17 protein-coding genes are annotated in these 18532 nt (G+C 68.1%); 6 read left to right on the forward strand and 11 right to left on the reverse strand.

The genetic code is table 11. The features are described 5' to 3' along the window. Positions 1-271 precede the first annotated feature (271 nt). Positions 272-1642 (reverse strand): tryptophanase, encoded by a 1371-nt coding sequence (locus C4V41_RS38485; RefSeq protein WP_103960937.1) that lies wholly within the window; start codon positions 1640-1642, stop codon positions 272-274. Then, entirely contained in the window at positions 1615-2664 is a 1050-nt protein-coding gene (locus C4V41_RS38490) for a tryptophan dimethylallyltransferase family protein (RefSeq protein WP_160150530.1), read from the reverse strand. Before C4V41_RS38490 ends, C4V41_RS38485 begins: the two co-directional genes overlap by 28 nt. Positions 2665-3391: 727 nt before the next feature. Here C4V41_RS38490 and C4V41_RS61045 point away from each other — a divergent pair. The 4 genes from C4V41_RS61045 to C4V41_RS38510 all read left to right on the forward strand — a co-directional run bounded on the left by C4V41_RS61045 (position 3392) and on the right by C4V41_RS38510 (position 6309). Beyond that, positions 3392-3802 (forward strand): hypothetical protein, encoded by a 411-nt coding sequence (locus C4V41_RS61045; protein WP_146103946.1) that lies wholly within the window; start codon positions 3392-3394, stop codon positions 3800-3802. A 465-nt stretch (positions 3803-4267) separates the two neighbouring features. After that, positions 4268-4636: an STAS domain-containing protein gene (locus C4V41_RS38500; protein WP_103960940.1), complete on the forward strand. Its 369-nt coding sequence runs from the start codon at positions 4268-4270 to the stop codon at positions 4634-4636. Further along, positions 4633-5001, forward strand: a complete 369-nt coding sequence (locus C4V41_RS38505) for an STAS domain-containing protein (protein WP_103960941.1) — start codon at positions 4633-4635, stop codon at positions 4999-5001. Before C4V41_RS38500 ends, C4V41_RS38505 begins: the two co-directional genes overlap by 4 nt. 18 nt (positions 5002-5019) lie before the next feature. Continuing rightward, positions 5020-6309 carry a polyprenyl synthetase family protein gene (locus tag C4V41_RS38510; protein ID WP_235030648.1) on the forward strand — a complete coding sequence of 430 codons (1290 nt, stop codon included), beginning with the start codon at positions 5020-5022 and terminating at the stop codon, positions 6307-6309. 60 nt (positions 6310-6369) lie between these two features. Here the strand turns inward: C4V41_RS38510 and C4V41_RS38515 are convergent, their stop codons facing one another. The 6 genes from C4V41_RS38515 to mvk are packed head-to-tail and all read right to left on the reverse strand — an operon-like array spanning position 6370 to position 12625. Beyond that, positions 6370-7560: a hydroxymethylglutaryl-CoA synthase gene (locus C4V41_RS38515; protein ID WP_103960943.1), complete on the reverse strand. Its 1191-nt coding sequence runs from the start codon at positions 7558-7560 to the stop codon at positions 6370-6372. 9 nt (positions 7561-7569) lie between these two features. Beyond that, on the reverse strand, positions 7570-8613 hold the full coding sequence (locus C4V41_RS38520) for a hydroxymethylglutaryl-CoA reductase (RefSeq protein ID WP_103960944.1): 1044 nt from the start codon (positions 8611-8613) through the stop codon (positions 7570-7572). Further along, entirely contained in the window at positions 8606-9685 is a 1080-nt protein-coding gene (fni, locus tag C4V41_RS38525) for a type 2 isopentenyl-diphosphate Delta-isomerase (protein ID WP_103960945.1), read from the reverse strand. Before fni ends, C4V41_RS38520 begins: the two co-directional genes overlap by 8 nt. Further along, on the reverse strand, positions 9682-10719 hold the full coding sequence (locus C4V41_RS38530; RefSeq protein WP_103960946.1) for a phosphomevalonate kinase: 1038 nt from the start codon (positions 10717-10719) through the stop codon (positions 9682-9684). Before C4V41_RS38530 ends, fni begins: the two co-directional genes overlap by 4 nt. Next, on the reverse strand, positions 10716-11741 hold the full coding sequence (gene mvaD, locus C4V41_RS38535; protein ID WP_200824503.1) for a diphosphomevalonate decarboxylase: 1026 nt from the start codon (positions 11739-11741) through the stop codon (positions 10716-10718). Before mvaD ends, C4V41_RS38530 begins: the two co-directional genes overlap by 4 nt. Next, positions 11711-12625 carry a mevalonate kinase gene (mvk, locus tag C4V41_RS38540; protein ID WP_103960948.1) on the reverse strand — a complete coding sequence of 305 codons (915 nt, stop codon included), beginning with the start codon at positions 12623-12625 and terminating at the stop codon, positions 11711-11713. The genes mvaD and mvk overlap by 31 nt, the downstream gene beginning before the upstream one ends. A gap of 360 nt (positions 12626-12985) precedes the next feature. Here mvk and C4V41_RS38545 point away from each other — a divergent pair, with 360 nt between their 5' ends. Then, on the forward strand, positions 12986-14044 hold the full coding sequence (locus C4V41_RS38545) for a terpene synthase family protein (protein WP_103960949.1): 1059 nt from the start codon (positions 12986-12988) through the stop codon (positions 14042-14044). Between the two features lie 22 nt (positions 14045-14066). Next, positions 14067-15464 (forward strand): cytochrome P450, encoded by a 1398-nt coding sequence (locus C4V41_RS38550; protein WP_103960950.1) that lies wholly within the window; start codon positions 14067-14069, stop codon positions 15462-15464. Positions 15465-15549: 85 nt separating this feature from the next. Here C4V41_RS38550 and C4V41_RS38555 read toward each other — a convergent pair whose 3' ends face one another. Genes C4V41_RS38555 through C4V41_RS38565 form a run of 3 tightly spaced genes read right to left on the reverse strand, consistent with a single transcriptional unit; the run spans position 15550 to position 18364 of the window. Continuing rightward, entirely contained in the window at positions 15550-16599 is a 1050-nt protein-coding gene (locus tag C4V41_RS38555) for a beta-ketoacyl-[acyl-carrier-protein] synthase family protein (RefSeq protein WP_103960951.1), read from the reverse strand. 14 nt (positions 16600-16613) lie between these two features. Then, a complete protein-coding gene (locus C4V41_RS38560; RefSeq protein ID WP_103960952.1) occupies positions 16614-17807 on the reverse strand; it encodes an FAD-dependent monooxygenase in 1194 nt (397 codons plus the stop codon). Continuing rightward, a complete protein-coding gene (locus tag C4V41_RS38565) occupies positions 17804-18364 on the reverse strand; it encodes a carboxymuconolactone decarboxylase family protein (RefSeq protein ID WP_160150531.1) in 561 nt (186 codons plus the stop codon). Before C4V41_RS38565 ends, C4V41_RS38560 begins: the two co-directional genes overlap by 4 nt. Between the last annotated feature and the right edge of the window lie 168 nt (positions 18365-18532).

Genomic DNA, 18532 nt, shown 5'->3' on the forward strand with positions numbered 1-18532 from the left:
AAGCGTCCTGGCCTCCCCGGGATAATGGACCGGCGACCGTCATCCGACCCCGATGCCTGGCTCGCGGAAGCCGGCGAGCACCGCGAAACGTGGTGGCTCCCCTGGGCGCGATGGCTTGCCGAGCGGGCCGGCTCTCAGCGCACCCTGCCTCCGATCGGCAGCGTCCGGTACCCCGTCATCGGGGATGCCCCCGGCACATATGTGCACACGTGAGGAGAGCGACTCTGGCCGGTCGCTCTCCGTGGCTCGGACGTGCGGGTCGGCGGTGGAGTCAGGCTGCGTGAACCGGCTCGAAGCGGGCCTTGAAGTGCCGGAGCAGGGGCGGGCAGTCGGTGATCCGATAGCCGGGGACGCGATCGGCCTGCCGGGCGATGCGTTCGAGGGTCCGGCCGACGTGGTCCAGATGGCTCATGGTGTAGACCCGGCGGGGAAGCGCGAGCCGTACCAGCTCATAAGGGGCGGGTTTGACGACGTTGCCCTGTTCATCGAGTTCGCCGAGGTAGAGCGAGCCGAGTTCGGCCGAGCGGATGCCGCCTTCGAGATACAGCGCGCAGGCCAGCGCGTGGCCGGGCAGATGTTCGGCCGGCAGGTGAGGCAGCAGGCGGCCCGCGTTGAGATAGACCGCGTGCAGCCCGGGCGGCTCCACGACCGCCACATCGGCGGCGCGGGCGACGTCCGCCAGGTGGGCCGCCGCTTCGGCGCGGGCGCCGAGGTAGGAGGGCTCCGTCACCTCGGTCAGACCGAGGGCGAGCATGTCCAGATCGCGTCCGGCCAGGCCGCCGTAGGTGGAAAAGCCCTCGGTGGCGATGAGCAGCATCTCGCAGCGGGCCGCCAGATCGGGGTCGCGCAGGCCGAGGAAGCCGCCCATGTGGACGATGCCGTCCTTCTTCATGCTGGCCACGCAGCCGTCCGCCAGGCGGAACGCCTCCTTGGCGACGTCCCGGGGCTCGCGTCCCACCTGCCCGGGCTCACGCTGGGAGACCAGCCAGGCGTTCTCGGCGAAGCGGGCCGCGTCCAGCAGGAACGGCACGTCGTACTGATCGCAGAGTTGGCGAGCGGCCGTGAGGTTGGCCATGGACACCGGTTGCCCGGCGGCCCCGTTGTTGGTGATGGTCATGATGACCGCCGCCACCTTGGCCGCCTCGGGTCCGGCGAGCGTGCGTTCGAGGGCCGCCAGGTCGATGTTCCCTTTGAACGGGTGGGCCTGGTCGAGGTCGGCGGCCTCGCGGCAGATCAGGTCGCGCGCCTCGCATCCGGCCAGCTCCACGTTGGCCCGGGTGGTGTCGAAGTGGGTGTTGCTGATCGTGATCTGCCCAGGCTCCAGCAGGGTCGAGAAGAGGACGCGCTCCGCGGCGCGCCCCTGGTGCACGGGCAGGATGTGCGGGTACGACGTCAGATCCTGGACCGCCGCGTGGAAGCGGTGGAACGAGCGGGCGCCCGCGTACGACTCATCGCCGGTCATCGAGGCGGCGAGCTGGGCGGCGGAGAGCGCCCCCGTGCCCGAGTCGGTCAGCAGGTCGATCGTGACCTCGTCGGCGTGCAGGTCGAACAGGTTGTAGTGCACGCGGGTCAGCGCGCGTTCCCGCTCTTCCCGCGAGGGGAAGGGAATCGGTTCTATGACCTTGATCCGGTATGGCTCCATGGCATGGCCTCAGGGGTGCGGTCGGCAGAGTACGCCTCGATGGTGACGTAGGTGGTCAATCTCGGGGTGTCCTCATCCAGCGCCAGCGAGAGATAGCTGAGGAGCCCGGAATCGCTGGTCAGGGGCCTGTCGGCCACCGCGCCGAGCGCGTGGTCGAACGTTTCGCGGTCCAGGCCCAGCCTTCGCATGACGTCATGTGTTCGCTCGCGGGCGACCGCGTCGTCGGGTACGTAGTCGCGGATCGGCGCGTGCATGGTGTGGCGGGTGCCCGCCGCCGAGAAGGATCGGCACAGCAGGAGCGGCCGCCTGGCGTACGGGCCGGGCCCGCACACCCGATCACAGAATGCGGCGAGCGGCTCCCGCTGTTCGGGCGGGATGATCTCCTGCGCCGGGAGCCGGCGATGCGCGGAATAGATCTTGGTACGCGGATTTTCCCACTGGCCGACATCGATGGAGAAGTAGAGGAGGTCCTCCTGCGGCTCTGCCGGGCGGATGAGGCTTTCGGCGGCCTGGTGCAGCCCCAGGCGATCGAGGGCCTTCCGCACCAGTTCGGGAGCCCGGTGCCGCCCCTGGACCTGCGGGTTGAAGTAGACCTTGAGGTCGGGTGGCCTGGACGGATGCATGACCAGTCCGCACCACAGCGCGAAACGCCCTTGTGGCAGGGAAGTGGAGAACAGGTCGGTCACCTGTTCGAACGTCTCCAGCGAATAGCCGAGCGTGTGGGCGACGTCCTCGATCGCCTGGCGGGCGGCCTCGAAATTGGATGGGAGATCTGGCCGGTCGGGAAGCGGCTCGATGAGGGCACGAAGTTGCGGGGAATGATCGCGCCGGAAGGCGAGCGAGAACTCCACGGGTGTGTGATCGTCGGTCACATCGGACTTCCACGCGGGCGGGCGTGTCAGTGGCCGCCCGGCCACCGGCCCCATCAGCTCACGAAAGAGCCGGATGTCGTCGGCGCCGTGGTGTCCCGTCAGCTTGCGCAGGCGCCACAGGCGCTCTGCGGCGTAATCTCCGAGCGACATGTCTCGCATGATCAGTTCCTCTCGGCTGCTTGCCGCCTTGAGATCCCTCACGCTAGGTGGAGCGGGGAGTGGCCGCATGCGTCGTTCCAAGCAGCGGAACAACGGGCGATTCTTGTTGGTACGTCCGCAGCCATATTGACTGGATCGTCAACTCCGGCGGGAATGCTCCCAGGTCGCACGGCGTGACGCGATATTCGGCACCCGCAGCCTCCTCGCGTTGTTCGCCACCGCCCTTCGCGAGCCGGCCGTAAGGCGGCAAGGTTCCACCGTGCGGGACATCCCTTTGCCCAATGTCCGTGCCTGTTCACATCATGGGATACGAGGTGTCTGGGCACCGCGCCCGCCGCTCAGGCCGGCGGTCGTGGAGAGGCGAGGGAGCGGATACGACGCGCCATTCCGCCGGCCAGATGTGGCACGGCCGGCGTTGGGACAGGCGCGAAGTCCGGCACCTCGTTCAGGTCGTCACCCACCATGAACAGTGTCGGAGTGCGATGTGAATCTTGATGAGCGCCCTGGTGCGCTGTCCCACGAGTTTTCCGTCTGGGCCACCAGTGCCCGGCGGGACATCTCGCCTTAAGCAGGCATCACCTGTGATAGCCATCGGTTCACGTCTGATCGCTCAAGATTTCTTGATTGTCCTGGTCCGGGGTGGCGCGCGGTGCCACGACCGATGCGGACTTACTTTCAGTCTTGCTTCCTATCTGGGGCACGCTCGAAAGGAATTCCCATGCTTCGTCGTACGGTGTCAGGCGCGTTCGCACTGACGGTCGCCGGGTTCATCGCGGCAGCGACTTCTCCCGCACACGCCGAATCTCAGGCTGCGCACGCACGCTCATCGACGCCTTATGGCAGCGCCGCCGCCATCATCAACGCCAACGGCAGCCTGAACAACGGCACGAACGTCCGCAGATCCTGGCGGGCGGGCACCGGTCGTTACTGCGTCCAACTTGCCTCTTCCGTGGACGCGGCCTACTCGCTCATCCAGCTCACTCCACGCGATGCGCGGCGACTGCCGCACATCGCCTACCGCAACCCATCGGCGACCTGCTGGCGGCACAGCAACACCATCGCCGTCAACGTCTACGACACCAACACCGGACGCCTGGCCAACGGCGGATTCGACCTGCTGGCACTCTGACCATCAGGCGCGTCGCCTGACAAACGCCGGAGGCCGTACATGACCGACGTCATATACGGCTTCCGGCCATGAGATTCCTCGACAACGCCGGCGAAGAGACTGATCGCGTCCGACCTCGTGACTCCAGGACGGTTGCGCTCGCGGCTCCCGAAGATCGGACACCTGTCCAAGGTCATAGTGATGCGGGCCTTCTGGCGTCGTCCTCCAGGGCCACGTCGGCGGGAACTACCACTTCGTTCGCGCTCGGCGACCGGGCGTCGCCGATTTTCCGAGATGCCGGAACGGCTGAAATTTCTTTCTCCGAAGATTTTTTGATGAATCGCCTTTCCTGTAACAGCCTTCGGCCGTAGCCTCATCGATGATGGCATCGATGCCGCAGTCGCCGGGTCTACCTGGAGGGGAACCCTTCATGATCGTCACCGTTGCGCACACATCGACAAGCTGAACACTCGCAGCGAGTCCGCCATGTCTCCCCTCAGCCTGAACCACTGTCCGCTGCCCGCCGGCGTGCTGATCACCGTGGCCGGCGAACTCGACGTCACCAACGCCGGCCACCTCGAGTCCTCCATCGGCGGCGCCCGCCGGCCCGGCCAGCCGGTGGTGCTCGACCTCGGTGAGCTGACCTTCATGGACAGCAGCGGCCTGCACGTACTGTTACGCGTGCACTCCGGCCTCCATCACGAGGGCGCCACCCTGCATCTGGCCGCGGTGCAGGATCTGCCAGCCCGGATCCTGCAGATCACCGGCGTGTGGGACGTCTTGAACATCCACGCCGACGTGGCGGAGGCCACCGCCACCCTCCCCTTGTCGGCCGACCGTCGCCGGCTGTCATGAACCTGACCAGCCGGCACCTGCCCGGAATGACCCTGATCACGGTGACCGGCCAGGTGGACGCCTCCACCTCCGGGACTCTGGAGGCGTATCTCGATCAGGTGCGCCGGACGCTGCACGATCACCTGGTCGTGGACGTGAGCCGACTGTCCTTCCTGGACAGCTCCGGTCTGGCCGTGCTGCTCGCCGCCGCCACCCTCGCCCGTGCCCATGGAGCAGGTCTCCACCTGGCCGGACCGCAGCCCCGGGTGGCCCGCATCCTGGAGATCACCGGCGCCTGGCAGGCCGTGAACGTGTACGACCACATCGAGCAGGCGATCGCCGCCGTGCAGGCCCTCGGCCGTGCCGAGCCCACCGAGCCCGCATAGTCGGATCTCGCCCGGGGGATGTCAGCGGCCCTGGCGGTACCACCGCACGTTGGCAGCCGCGTGGTGCGGCAAGCAGGGTCCGGTGAGCGCACATGCGCACACCAGTTGTTCCACACGATGGAACCGCTTCTCGCCCCGGTCGAAGGGACGCGCGCACCCTGGAACGAGTCCGACATATCTGACGGCATCGTTGAAGGGACGCGGCGCAATGGCTTCTACCCGAGCCGGCCGCTGGGCCGAGCGGGTCACGTCATGACCGGCGTGGCGACGGACCTGGCGGGAAGAATGGAAGCGGCATTGGCCGCCTTCATCGACGACCAGAGTCTGCCGCAGGAGGCGGAGGAACTGGGCTCGGTGCTCGGCTCTCTGCGCGAATACGTGCTCAGAAGCGGCAAACGCGCCCGCCCGGTGTTCTGCTACTGGGGCTGGCGCGGCGCGGGGGAGGAGGACTGCCCGGAGATCGTGTCCGCCGCCGCGTCCCTTGAGCTCTTCCACGCCTTCGCCCTGATCCACGACGACATCATGGACGGCAGCGAAACGCGGCGCGGTGGCCCGGCGATGCACCGCAGGCTCGCCGACCAGCACTCCAGGAACGGCTGGCGCGGCACCTCCGAGGCGTTCGGCACCGCCACCGGCATTCTGCTGGGCGATCTGTGCCTGATGTGGGCCGATGAGCTGCTCAACCACAGCGGTCTGGACGCGCGCAGGCTGGCCGCCGCACGCTGGGTCTATGACGTGATGCGCACCGAAGTCGTGGCCGGGCAGTATCTGGATGTGCTGGAGACCGCCCGTGGCGACGGCAGCGTGGAGCGGTCGCTGGCCATCGCACGCCTCAAAACCGCCCGGTACACCGTGCAACGCCCGCTGCAACTGGGCGGAGCGCTGGCAGGAGCCACGCGGGAGACGCTGATCGCGTACTCCAGGTTCGGGATTCCGCTGGGAGAGGCGTTCCAGATGCGCGACGACGTCCTCGGTGTGTACGGCGACCCGGCCGTCACCGGCAAATCCGCCACCGACGATCTGTGTGAAGGCAAGCCCACCGTCCTCATCGCCCAGGCCGTACGGCATGCCACCCCAGTGCAGCGAGCCCGTATCCGAGCGTTGTACGGCGACCCGGACCTGCAGGAGCCGGAAGCGGAAGAACTGCGCGAGATCATCACCGCCACCGGCGCACTCGCACGAACCGAAGACATGATCAACGAACGCGCCGAACGCGCCTTCGCGGCCCTGCGCAGCGCGCCGATCGAGTCGGAAGCCAGGCAGGCGCTGAAAGAACTCGCCGAGAAGGCCGTCGCACGGACCCGATAGGCCCTCGCGGCCTGCCCTCCGCGATATCCGGAATCGCTGTACCCCTTTTACCGCTCAGCTTCACGTCCCGGCCGGCCGGCCGGTCGGTTGGTAGATCCTCTTGTGGCCGGTAAGGGCGGCCAGGCGGTAGGGGCCGCTGGTTTCGGCCGGGAGCTCGTGGTGGCTTCCGTCGTCGGGCAGTTCCGGGTCGTGGAGTTCTTCGTAGCGCGCGTAGCCGATGGGTTCGCGAAGGTCGATCGCGTTGGTGTTGGCTGCCGTCCTGACGTGGTTTCGGTAGCCGGGGACGATCACGCCGCTGAGGATTTCGGCGACGCTGCCTGATCCGTAGCTGATGATGGCGACGGGGCGCTGGTCGAGGTCGTCGCGGTGGTCGAGGAGGGAGGCGAGGGCGAGGTAGGCCGAGGCGCTGTAGCTGTTTCCGAGGGCCCGGTTATAGACGGCAGCGGCGGCCAGAGCGGTGTCGAGGTCTGCTGCGCCGGCGGCTGCTCCGGTGCTTTCCAGCAGGTGCCGGTGGGCTTTGTAGGCCATGTTGGTGAACGGCTGGTGGTAGCAGAACGCGGCGAACTCGGACAGGTCGCGGCCGCCGTGGCGCCGGTAGTCGTTCCAGGCCTCCACGGTGGCCTTCTGGTAGGCGGTGATGGAGGCTCGCCCGTCGACGACGGCCTCGCTGCGGTAGTTGGGGCGCCAGAAGTCGGAAATGTCGGCGGAGAACACTCCTGAGGGGACTTCCAGGCGCAGGAGTCGCGGGTCGGCGGTGACGAGCATGGCCACGGCCGCCGCGCCTTGCGTCGCTTCCGCGGCGGTGCCCCGTTCGTACTTGGCGATGTCGCTGGCCAGGACGAGGACCTGCTGGGTGGGATCGCGGGCGACGAGCGCGGTGGCGAACTGCAGGGCGGCGGTGGCCGAGTAGCAGGCTTGTTTCAGCTCGACGATGCGGCACGCCGATGGCAGGCCGAGCAGGCCGTGCACGTAGAGGCCGGCGGCTTTGGACTGGTCGACGCCGGTTTCGGTGGCGAACAGGATGGTACGGATGCGATCCGCGCCGTGCCGGTCGATGATCGGCCGGGCCGCCGCGGCGGCCATGGTGACGATGTCCTCGTCGGCGGCGGGAACACTCATCGCGTCCTGGCCGAGGCCGGTGTGGAATTTGGCGGGATCGGTGCCCAGATGGTGGGCGAGGGTCGCCAGATCCAGGCGGTAGTGGGTGGTCGCGAGGGACAGGTCGTGGATGCCGATCGCGGGCTCGGTCATGGCAGGTCCTCAATGGGTGACGGGTTGGCGTTCGGATTTCAGGTGGGCGCGCATGAGCTCACCGGGGTTGGTCTGGGCCGCCATGAGGGACAGTTCTCCGCACAAGACGGTGGCGGCGGCCAGGACGGCGAGGCGGCGCGCGTTGGCGCCGGGCTCGCGGTCGGCGTGGCAACCCAGACGGCCCAGGTTCTCGGCGGCGAATCCGGTGTTCTTGGCGCTTCCGGTGGTGCCGACGATGATGTTGGGCAGGGTGCAGGAGAAGTAGAGGTCGCCGTCACGGTCCTCGGTGTGGGTGAGCCCTTGGGAGCCTTCGACGATGTTGGCGGCGTCCTGGCCGGTGGCCAGGTAGAAGGCGAGCAGCATGTTGGCGTAGTGGGCGTTGGCGGAGCGGATGCCGCCGGCGAGCTGGGTGCCGATGAGGTTCTTGCGGAGGTTGAGCGCGGCGACGTCGGCCGCGGTGGTGTGCAGCTCGTCCTCGACGAGGTCGCGGGGGAGCAGGAGCTCGGTGACGACGTTCTTGCCCCGGCCGAGGATGCCGTTGACGGCGGTGGCCTTCTTGTCGGCGCAGTAGTTGCCTGAGATCGACCCGTAGCGCACGCCGGGCACTGCGGTGACGATGTGGTCCATGAGGTGGTCGCAGGCCAGGGTGACCATGTTGTGCCCGGCCGCGTCCGCGGTGGAGAACTCAAAGCGCAGGAACAGCAGATTCCCCGCGATCTGATGGTGCAGGCCGATGAGCTGGGCGAACCTGCTGGATTCTGCGGTGATGGCCTGCAACTGAGCGAACTCGGCGGCCAGTTGCCGGACCGCGCGGTGCGAGGCTTCGGCGTTGTCGGCCACGAGCAGGATCGAGCGGGTCATCCGCTCGTCGACGAGCGTGGCGACGATGCCGTCCCGGGTTTGGCGGGACACGCGTGCGCCGCGCCCGGTCGAGGGCCACAGCGGTGATTCGAAGGTGGCCAGCGGGACGGACACCTCTTCGTTGACGGTGTTGCCGGTGATCCGGATCGGTCCCACCCACTGCAGGGGGACGGCGGCGAATGAGTCAGTCATGTCGGAGGCTCCTGGAGCTGTAGGGAACGGGGTCGATGCCGCGGGCCTGGCAGTAGCCGGCCACCTCTCCGGACAGGAGCAGGTCACAGTCGGCGAGTTCGGGCGGGGTGGCCGCGCCGAGGATGGTCATGATGAGCCGGAGTTGGTGGAGCCAGTCGGAGATCTCCTCGATCAGCGCCTTCTCGCCCTGGTCGACGAGGACGCCGAGGAAATGGCCGGCGACACCCACGGCCGTGGCGCCCAGGGCCAGCGCGCGGGCGACGTCGAGGGGAGAACGCACGCCGCCGGAGGCGAGGATGTCGATGCCGGTGATGTCGGCGGCGTCGAGCAGGCAGCAAGGGGTGGACTGGCCCCAGTCGGCGATGAAGGCGAAGTCGCCGCCGGGGCGGCGCTTGTTCTCGATACGGGCGAAGTTGGTGCCGCCGCGTCCGCTGACGTCGGCCGCCGTGACTCCGGCGTCGCGCAGCCGGCGGATGGTTTTGCGGCTGAGGCCGAACCCGACCTCCTTGACGATCACCGGGACGCCGGCTTCGGCGGCGATGCGTTCGACGTGTGCGGGCCAGGCGTGAAAGGCCCGGTCGCCTTCGGGCATCACGATCTCCTGCGTCGCGTTGAGGTGGATCTGCAGGGCGTCCGCCTCGAGCAGGTCTATGGCCCGGCGCGCCTGGCCGGGGTCGGCGTTGGCGTTGATGTTGGCGATGACCACGCCGTCGGGGTTGTGGCTGCGCAGGACCCGGTAGGTGTCGGCCAGGCCGGGATCACGCAGGTAGGCGCTCATCGACCCCGAGGCGATGGGGATTCCGGCCTCAGCGGCGGCGATGGCCAGCCCGCGGTTGACCTTCCCGGTGTTGGCGCTGCCCCCGGTCATGGCGTTGATGTACAGCGGTGCCGGCCAGGTTCCGCCGGGCGCCTTGACGGCCAGGTCGACGGTGTCGGCGTCGATGCCGGCCAGCGCGTGGTGCACGAAGGACACCGCGTCGAAGTCGCCGGCGGTCGCTTCCTGGGGGGTTGTGCCGTCCCGCTGCTGGTCGACGGCGTGACGTACGTGGTCGTCCTTACGGTTGGGGCTCATGTCCGGTCCTGTTCGGTGGGGTGAAGGCGCAGGTGCAGCGGTTGGATGCCGTCGCGGGTCCATTGCTCGCGCAGCGCGGGTACGCGGTGCTCCTGATCGGGGCGGAGCAGGGCGATACCGCAGTCACCGCCACCGGCGCCGGAGGGTTTGGCGGCCACGCCGATCGCGTCGGCGGCCCGGCAGAGAGCGTGCAGCCGGGGGGTCATCCAGCCGAGGCCGGTCCGCGTGTCCAGCTCGGTCAGCAGGCCCCGGGCCCGGTTGACCTGGTGCTGCATGCGCGTGATGTCGCCGTGTTCCAGGCCGGTGACCAGGCTGGACACGCAATCGGCGCTGCCGGCGAGGAAGGAACGGTGGTGGTCTTCGCCGAGACGTCCGACAAGCTCTGGGGTGGAGGCGGTCTCGCCGGTCCAGCCGACCTCCAGGTGCGCGCCGGGCGGGGCCGCGAGTGGCCGGACCATCAGCCCGGGCCACTCGGCGCCGAGCGCGGCGGTCACCGTGGCGTCACACGGTCTGTGGCCGGGGGAGTGGTAGAGCAGCCAGCCGCCGAACGTGCTGGCCGCGACGTCGCCGCCGGAGGAGGCCGGGGCCACGGCGTGGGTGGCCAGCATCGCGGTCCGGTACAGGTCCATGCGGGTCAGCCGCAGGCCGTAGAAGCGGGCGAGCGCGCCGCAGGTCGCGACGGTGACGGCCGCGCTGGAGCCGAGCCCGAGTTTGCGGCCGCCGGTCCCGGTGAGGTCGGTGGTGACCAGCAGCCGGAACGGCCGGATCGGCATGCGGTGCTCGGCGGCCAGGCGTTCCATGACGTGTACGGCCGCCGCAACGAACGCGAACGGCCCTCGCGCCGTGCGGCCCGGCTCGTACTCGGCCGTCAGCCCACCGGCGAGGTCGGAGGTCAGCGTCGTGGCTCCGCCCGTGCCGGTGACGGTCACCGTCGCGTAGCGGTTCACGGCCACGAGTACGGCCGGCTGGCATGGCTCGACGACGGCGTACTCGCCGGCGATGAACAGCTTGCCCGGCGCCCGGAAGGTGGTCATCGGCCTTCTCCTTGACGTATCGCCACGCCCGGCCCCGGCCCGGCCACGTGCACCGACCGGACCTGATCGACCTCACCCAGCGCGGCGGCCACGCGGGGCGCGTCATCGCGGGCGCACAGCACCACCACGTTGGGGCCGGCGTCGATGGTGGCGTAGGCGAGCACGCCTCCCGCCCGCAACGACGCGACCTGGTCCAGCACCGCCAGCGATGCCCCCGACAGATAGCGGATGGCGGGGCGGGCGGCGAGCATGGTGGCGTGCATGCCGAGCGCGTTGTGCTCGGCGATCTCCCCGACCGTGCCGAGGTCGCCCTGTCGCAGCGCCGATCTCAGCCGGCACAGATCGTCCTGGCTGGACTCGGCCCAGGCCCGGTACAGCGGGGAGGTGGCCAGCGTACGCCGCATCGCCTCCCGGCTGGGCACCGCTTTGGAGCCCGTGTCGGTCATGGCGACGACCAGCGCCGGTTCGACGGCGCCGACCGGCACCGGTTCGGCGTACGAACCCGCATCGCCCGCCGGACCGTCGGCGGTGCCGGCGTGCCATTGCACGAAACCGCCGAACACCGACCGGCACGCCGATCCCGACCCGCGCCGGGCCAGCCGCGACAGCGCACGGCCGTCCAGGCGCAGCCCGTAGGCGGAGGCGGCCGCGGCGGCCAGGGCGGCGAATCCGGCCGCCGACGACGCCAGTCCGGCTGCCGTCGGCCCCGCGTTCACCGACTCCACCATCGCGGGTTCGGGCCGGTCGGCGAGCGTTCGTACGAGATCCAGGAACCGGCGGACCCGGGCCGCCCCCTCAGCGGTCTGTCCATTGATGATGACCCGGTCGGCACGGGCACCAGGAGCCGGCGCGACACGCGTTGTGGTCGGGAAGCAGTCCAGGGTCATCGACAGGCTGCCCGTGACCGGCAGTCCCCACTGCTCATCCCGCTTGCCCCAGTACTTCACCAACGCGATGTTCGGATACGCCACCGCCGTGACGCCGGCCGCCGTCATGACCCGGCCCCGAACGCGATCGTCCATGTCGAGACCGCCCCGGCCTCTCGCAGCGCCGCCCGCAACCGTTCCACGCCATCGGCTGAACCGGTCAACGCCACGACACAACCACCCAGGCCGCCACCGGTGAGCTTGGCACCGTGCGCCCCGGCCTCCAGCGCCGCGGCGACCAGCCGGTCGATCGCCGGCGTGCTCACGCCCAACTCGCCCAGCAAGTCCTGAAAAATCAGCATGCGCTGGCCGAGGACGTCCAAGCGGCCCGACACCACAGCGTCCGCCGCGGCGCAGACGAGCATCCTGGCCCGCGCCAGGAACCGCTCGGCGCGGGCCGGATCGGCGCCGAGCACCTCGCGTACACAGGCCACGGCCTTGCCGGTAGCGCCCGAGACACCGGTGTCGGCCACCACGAAGACCGCCGGCCTGCCAAAGGTGAGGGGCCGGGCCGTCCCATGCTCGAACCAGATCGGTGTGTCCGCGGCGACCGCGCGCGCGTCCACCCCGCTGGCGCTTCCATGCACTTGCCGCTCACTGTGCTGCACCAGGTCGTACAGCGCGTCGGACTCCCGGTACGCGTCGTACAGGTCGGCGACGGCGCGGACGGCGGCCGTGGCGCAGGCGGCGCTGGACCCCAGTCCACGCCCGAGCGGAATGCCGCACGTGATCTCGACGTGCGGGATGCCGGCGGGCGCTCTTCGCCGCCGCAGTGCCGCATCGGCCGCCGCCTCAATGGTGGCGTCGATGTGATCGTCTCGCGGTGCCGTACGGGTGCCATGACGAGCCGCCGCGCTCACCGTGAGACCGGCCATGGGCAGGGCGATGGCCGGCGTGCCGTACACGACGGTGTGCTCGCCCAAGAGGATCGCCTTGCCATGAGCCAGACCAACGCCCACGGACTTCGTCATGGTGGTCATGAGTGCTCCGCTGGTGGTACGCGACGAACCCCCGCCACAACCGTGTGCCCTGGCGGGGTATTGCCGACAATCTTCAAAGGCACGAACGGGCCTTATCTGGGAATCAGCCGAAGCCGGATCGAGGGTGATCGGTGATCGCGATCGGCAGTTGTCGGATGTTCATGTCCAGCGACGCTAGGCGCATTGTCGATTTCGGCCCAATCGGCGTTCCGCTGGCCGGAACAGAGTCTGCTCGGTCGGGCTTCGGCATGGATATTGGGAGGCATCGCAATTGTGAGTCGCCGACCGCCAACGACGACGTGCTTTCACGCGCCGTCGCGACGGCCGACATCCTGCTGACGTTGCCCAATAGGAGAAGCCATGCCCCAGAACATGGAATTCGTCATCCCGTTCCGCTCTTCGGTCAGTACATACCTCAAGCCCGCTCGAAGAAGACATCTGGGCTGGGTGCGCGAGCATGGCCTGGTCCGCAGCGAGGCCGGATGGGACGAATACCTGTCCTGGGATCTGCCACAGGCGGCCGCGCGAACCTATCCCGGCACCCAGACGGCCGACGACATGTTCATGTTCATGAACTGGTTTTCCTTGGCGTTTCTGTTCGATGACCAATTCGATGCGACCTCTGAAGGACGGGTCGAGCAGATCGCTCACGTCTCTCGCGAGATGATCACCATTCCGTTCCGCCCCGCAGGAGCACCTCCCGAAGAGGTCTGCCCGATCACGCTCGCCTGGGTGGAAGTGTGGGCCCAACTCTCCATGGGCATGTCGGAGAGCTGGCGCAACCGTTTCGCGTCATCATGGGCGCGGTTTCTGGCGGCTCACGCACAGGAAGTGCGGATATCGGCCGCGGGCGAGAACCTGGATCTTGCCGCTTACATCGACCTGCGGCGCCGCTCGGTGGGTATCCACCACTCCATCGACGCGGCCGAGCGCAGTTGCCGGACCGAGGTGCCCGTACAGATCCAGGCCCACCCCCTGATGCAGAACATGCGGGCCGCGGCCGCCGACGTCATCGCCTACATGAACGACCTGCAATCTCTTGAGCGTGAAGAGCGGCGCGGCGACTCGCACAACCTGGTCACCGTCCTCATGCGGCACCGCGGCTGTTCGCGGGCGGCGGCCATTGACGAGGCCGTGCGGATGACCGCCGATAGGCTCGCCGCCTACCTGCACCTGGAGTCGCGCGTGCCGCGGCTGTGCGACGAACTCGGCATGGCGCAGAACCAGCGGGCGGCGACGGATGTGGGAGTGGCCGGTATTCGCAACTGGATACGCGGCAACTACGACTGGGCCCGGAACACCGGGCGGTACACCGCGAACAGATCCGACGTGGTGGCGGCCGTCGAACGACAAGGACGAGGCTCGGTCGACGATCTGCTGACCCCGAAGGGCTCCGGCTCGTCACCGCGTCCGGTCTGACACCGGCAAAGGGGATCCACCCATGGACATCGAATCACGCCCGACGCGACCCACCCCCCGCGCTCCAGGACGTATTCCTCTGCTGGGACATACGGGCCACCTCCTGCTACGCCGCCTGGACTTCCTGGACTCGCTGCGCCGGCACGGCTCGGTGGTGCGTGTCGAGCTGGGCACCTCATCCGCCTATGTGGTCACCGACCCGCAACTGACCCACACGATGCTGGTCACCGAAGCCAAGGCGTTCAAGAAGGGCGGACGGATCATCGAGGCCCTGCGCCAGTTCTTCGGAAACGGCCTGGCCACCGTCACCGAAGGAGACCCGCACCTGCGGCGCCGCCGCCTGCTCCAGCCGATGTTCAACCTCGCGCACATCGCCACGCGTGGTGACGCCATGATCGATCTCGTGCGGCAGCGCACCACCCGGTGGCACGCCGGCACGCCCCTTCGGATCCACCAGGAGATGAGAGAGCTCACGCTCGCCGCCTTCCTCACGGCCCTCTTCGGCACTGGCGTGCCGGCCGTGATCCAGCGAGAGTTCACCGCCCTTCTCCCCAAGATCATGGCGGGCACCCTCCTGCAGACGATCCTGCCTGCCTGGCTGACCACCCTCCCGCTCCCGTTCAACCACCGGCACCGGACACGTCTGACACGGCTGCGAACGCTGGTCGACGAAACCATCGACGAGCGCCGTCGGCAGCGGCAGCAGGATTCGGGCGAAGAACATCCCGGGCTCTTCGACACCCTGCTGGACGCCCGGGAGCCCGAGACCGGTCAAAAGTTGAGTCCCGCCCATCTGCGCGAAGAGGTGATCACACTCCTGACCGGCGCCATCGAGACCACCAGCGCCACACTCGCCTGGGCCCTGTACGAAATCTCCCGCAATCCCGACGTCGAAGACCGCCTGTACCAGGAGATCGATGCGGTGTGCGGAGGACACACGCTGCGCCATGAGCAACTGTCCTCGCTCGAATACACGCGCCGCGTCCTCCAGGAGACGCTGCGCTGTTACGGGCCCGCCTGGATGATCAGCCGGACCGCCATCACCACTGTCCGACTCGGCGACCACCTGATCTCCGCAGGCTCCGAAGTCATCTTCAGCCCCTACCTCCTCCAGCACGACCCCGTCGTCTTCCCGGACCCGTACCGCTTCGATCCGGACCGCTGGCTGCCCAACGTCGCCCACCCCGTTCCCCGCACGTCCTTCCTCCCTTTCGGCGACGGGAGACGCAAATGCATCGGCGAGAGCTTCGCCTGGACCGAACTGCTCATCATCCTGACCATGATCGCGAGCCGCTGGCGGCTGACACAGGCATCGCGCCGAACAGTCCGCCCGGTCGCCCACGTCACCGTCAACCCGAGCAGACTCCTGCTGACTCCCCACCCCCATCTCGACACCGGACACACCCGGCGCGAGCGGTAGACGGGGGACCCTCCGACATCGGGGAGTGTCAACTCAACGGCTGATCTTGGTTGCTGAGGGCTCGTCTCGTGGCGGAGGGGCATGCTCATTGCCATCGCAGGCGTGAGGCGGTGACGCTGAGCCCCGGGCCGACGCCGATGGACAGGCCGTGGGCGCCGGCTGGCGGCGGTGAGTCGTAGGTACGCGCGAGCACGTCGAGAATGGAGACCGCGCCGGCGTTTCCCAGTTCTTGCAGGCTCTGCCTGGAGATGTGAGCCAGCGACGGATCGAGTCCCAGGGCGTCGAAGAGCGTCTCCATGATCTTGGGGCCGCCCGTGTGCCCGACCAGGAATTCTGGACGCGGATCGGTGCCTGTGGGGGAGGTCTTTTCCAGCCAGCCTGTCAGCTCGTGCAGGATGTCGCGCAAAGCGTCGTAGAGCTGAGGGGAGTTGAACAGGTGCATGCCGTCCTGGCGGACCCGGGAGCCGACGATGGCGGCGGTCTCCGGCTGGACGTAGTCCCAGGACTGGTCGATGCGCAGGCCCGGCAGAGTGTCGTGGCCGCGTACGACGCATGCGCCGGCCGCATCCCCCACCAGCGCCCGAAAGATCATGACGTCCATCCCCGTGTCATCGGGATGGACGTAGTGCATGGGCAGATCCGCGCCCACGACCAGGGCGTTGTGGCCGGGCGAGGTGCACTGCTCGGCGGCGCGGGCCAGAGAGTACGCTCCGCCGTTGCAGCCCATCTGGGTCACTGGAAGGCGCCGGACCGTGGGCGGCAGCGGGAGCGAGTTGACGAGGTAGGTGTCCAGCCCCGGCATGGCGTAGCCGGTGATGCTGGCACAGACCAGGGTGTCGATGTCGTCCAGATCGAGGCCGCAGTTCTTGACCGCACGGCGGGCCGCCTCCTCCGCGAGGTGACAGGAATCCTCGAAGTGCCGCTGGAGCCGGAGGTCTGTGGGGTGGTCGGCGTCGGTCAGCTCGGTCAGGGGCCGGGAAAACCGCCGGCCGCGGACCGTGGTCGCGCGCATGACGTCCAACGCCTTCTGCAGGCGCGGATGCCCGGCATAGGTCGCGGAGAAGTGCTCGATGAGGTCGTCGGTGCTGACCCAATGTTCGGGCAGGACGATCTCAGGACGGGTGATGTGCGGCATCGAGAATCTCCCCTTCAAGAGGACCGGCTGATGTTCCCGTACAGGTAATGGTTGTGGCCGTCGAGCGTTTCGCGGGTCCACTGGTCCATTTGCGAGGGCCCCATCCTGGTCCAGTCGGGTGTGTGTTCTACCTGCTCGCGGCCGATCGCCCGGCCGAGGTCGACCAGCCGGTTCCCTTCCGCGCAGCGCTCTTGCTGATACCTGGTCAGGGCTTGGGCCGGGCGATGGGACGACGACAATGCGCGTTCCAGGCAGAGGGCGTCCTGTAGAGCCTTGACCGCCCCGCTGGCGGTGTGCGGCCGGGTGATGGTGCTCGCGTCGCCTGCCAGCAGGAACGGCGCGTCTGCGACCAAGGGGATTTTCAGATCGTGCACCGGGTGTACGGCGATGGTTTCGGCGGCCATGACCGGCTCGATCCATTCGGCCGGAAAGAACCGCGCCACCAGGTCTTGGATATGGCGGGTCATGGTGATTTCGTCGGACGGCGGTTCCGCAGGAGGGCGGGCATAGATGGCCCAGTTCAGTCGCAGTTCGCTGCCGGGGTCGTTGGCGGGAATCAGGTAGATGATGGCGTGCCCGCCGGGAAACACGATGGTGAGGTAGGCGTCGTCCAGCACGGCCATGACCCTGGCCGGATCGGACAGCGCACTGAGCGGGACGCTCGCTCGCCATAGCGCGTATCCCGCATAATTCGGGCGGCAGCCCGGCAGTAGCGACTCGCGTACCAGAGAGCGGTAGCCGTCGGCTCCGACGACGAGGTCGTACGCCATCTCGCCGCTGCCTTTTCTCTGCACTGTGGCACGACCGTCGGGAAGTCGCCGTACCGCCGAAACAGCGGCATCCGTCAGGTATTCGGCTCCGTCGACTCTCTTGCGCAACGACTGCCACAGAAGCCCCCAGTTACAGGCCAGCACGGGACTCTTCTGCCGCCACAATTCCCGGCTGTCAGGGCGGCCCGGCCGGCGCACCAACCAGATTCGTTCGGTCAGGCGGCGCAGTGGCATGCTCTCATCGAGATATCCGGCGGCTATCAACTGGTCACGTAGCGGACCCGGGATGGCGATTCCCAGGCCGCGGGTCTGAAGTCGGCCGGCGCTGCGTTCGAAGACGGTGACGTCGTTGCCCGCCCGGCGTATCGCGATCGCGGTGGCGCAGCCCGCGATGCTGCCGCCGACGACCGCCGCACGGAGCCGAGGTCGCGGCCTCATGATCGGGTTTCTGCGAGATCGGCGAAGCGTTCGGCCAGTTCCTCGCCGGATGGGTCGAGTTCGATGTCGAGCGCGTTGATGTAGAGCGTGAACATCCGGATCGCACCCAGCACGAAGAGGATCTCGGCCACCTGCCTTTCGGGGAAGCGCTCCAGGAGGGACGCCATTGTGGCGTCCTCCCACGGGGTCCCGTCGAGATACATGCGCGCCGCATCGAGCATCACGCGCTCCGCCGGGTCGGCGCTGTCCAGATGGCGATCGGTGACCAGAGCCAATTCATCATCGCCGACGCCTGCCGCGGCCGCCTGTGGTAAATGCTGGGCCCATTCGTAGCTGCATCGCGTCTCATGCGAAACGAGCAGGATGAGCATTTCCCGGAGTTTCGGTGGCAATTCCAAGGTGGTGAGAAGCGCGGTAACGAGATCGAGAAGGGGTTTTACCAGAGTCGGGGCAAGAGCGATGGCCACGGCGCTGTTGACCGGCACCGGAAACCGCTTCAGCGCCATTGCCGCCTCTTCGGGAAGCTCTGCTATCGACGGGCTTTGCAATCGGGACATCTTCAGAGATCTCCAATGGAACGCTTGCATCCTGAAGCTCTAACCGTGGACGTCAGGATCGAGATCGGCGAGTACGCGTTCCACCTGATAGAACATTTCCGCGGCTGACTGATCAGCGCTACACGACGGGATGGCATCCAGCTTCTTTGTCACGCCGATGCGTCGAAG

It is taken from the genome of Nonomuraea solani (assembly GCF_900108335.1).
Taxonomy (GTDB): domain Bacteria; phylum Actinomycetota; class Actinomycetes; order Streptosporangiales; family Streptosporangiaceae; genus Nonomuraea; species Nonomuraea solani.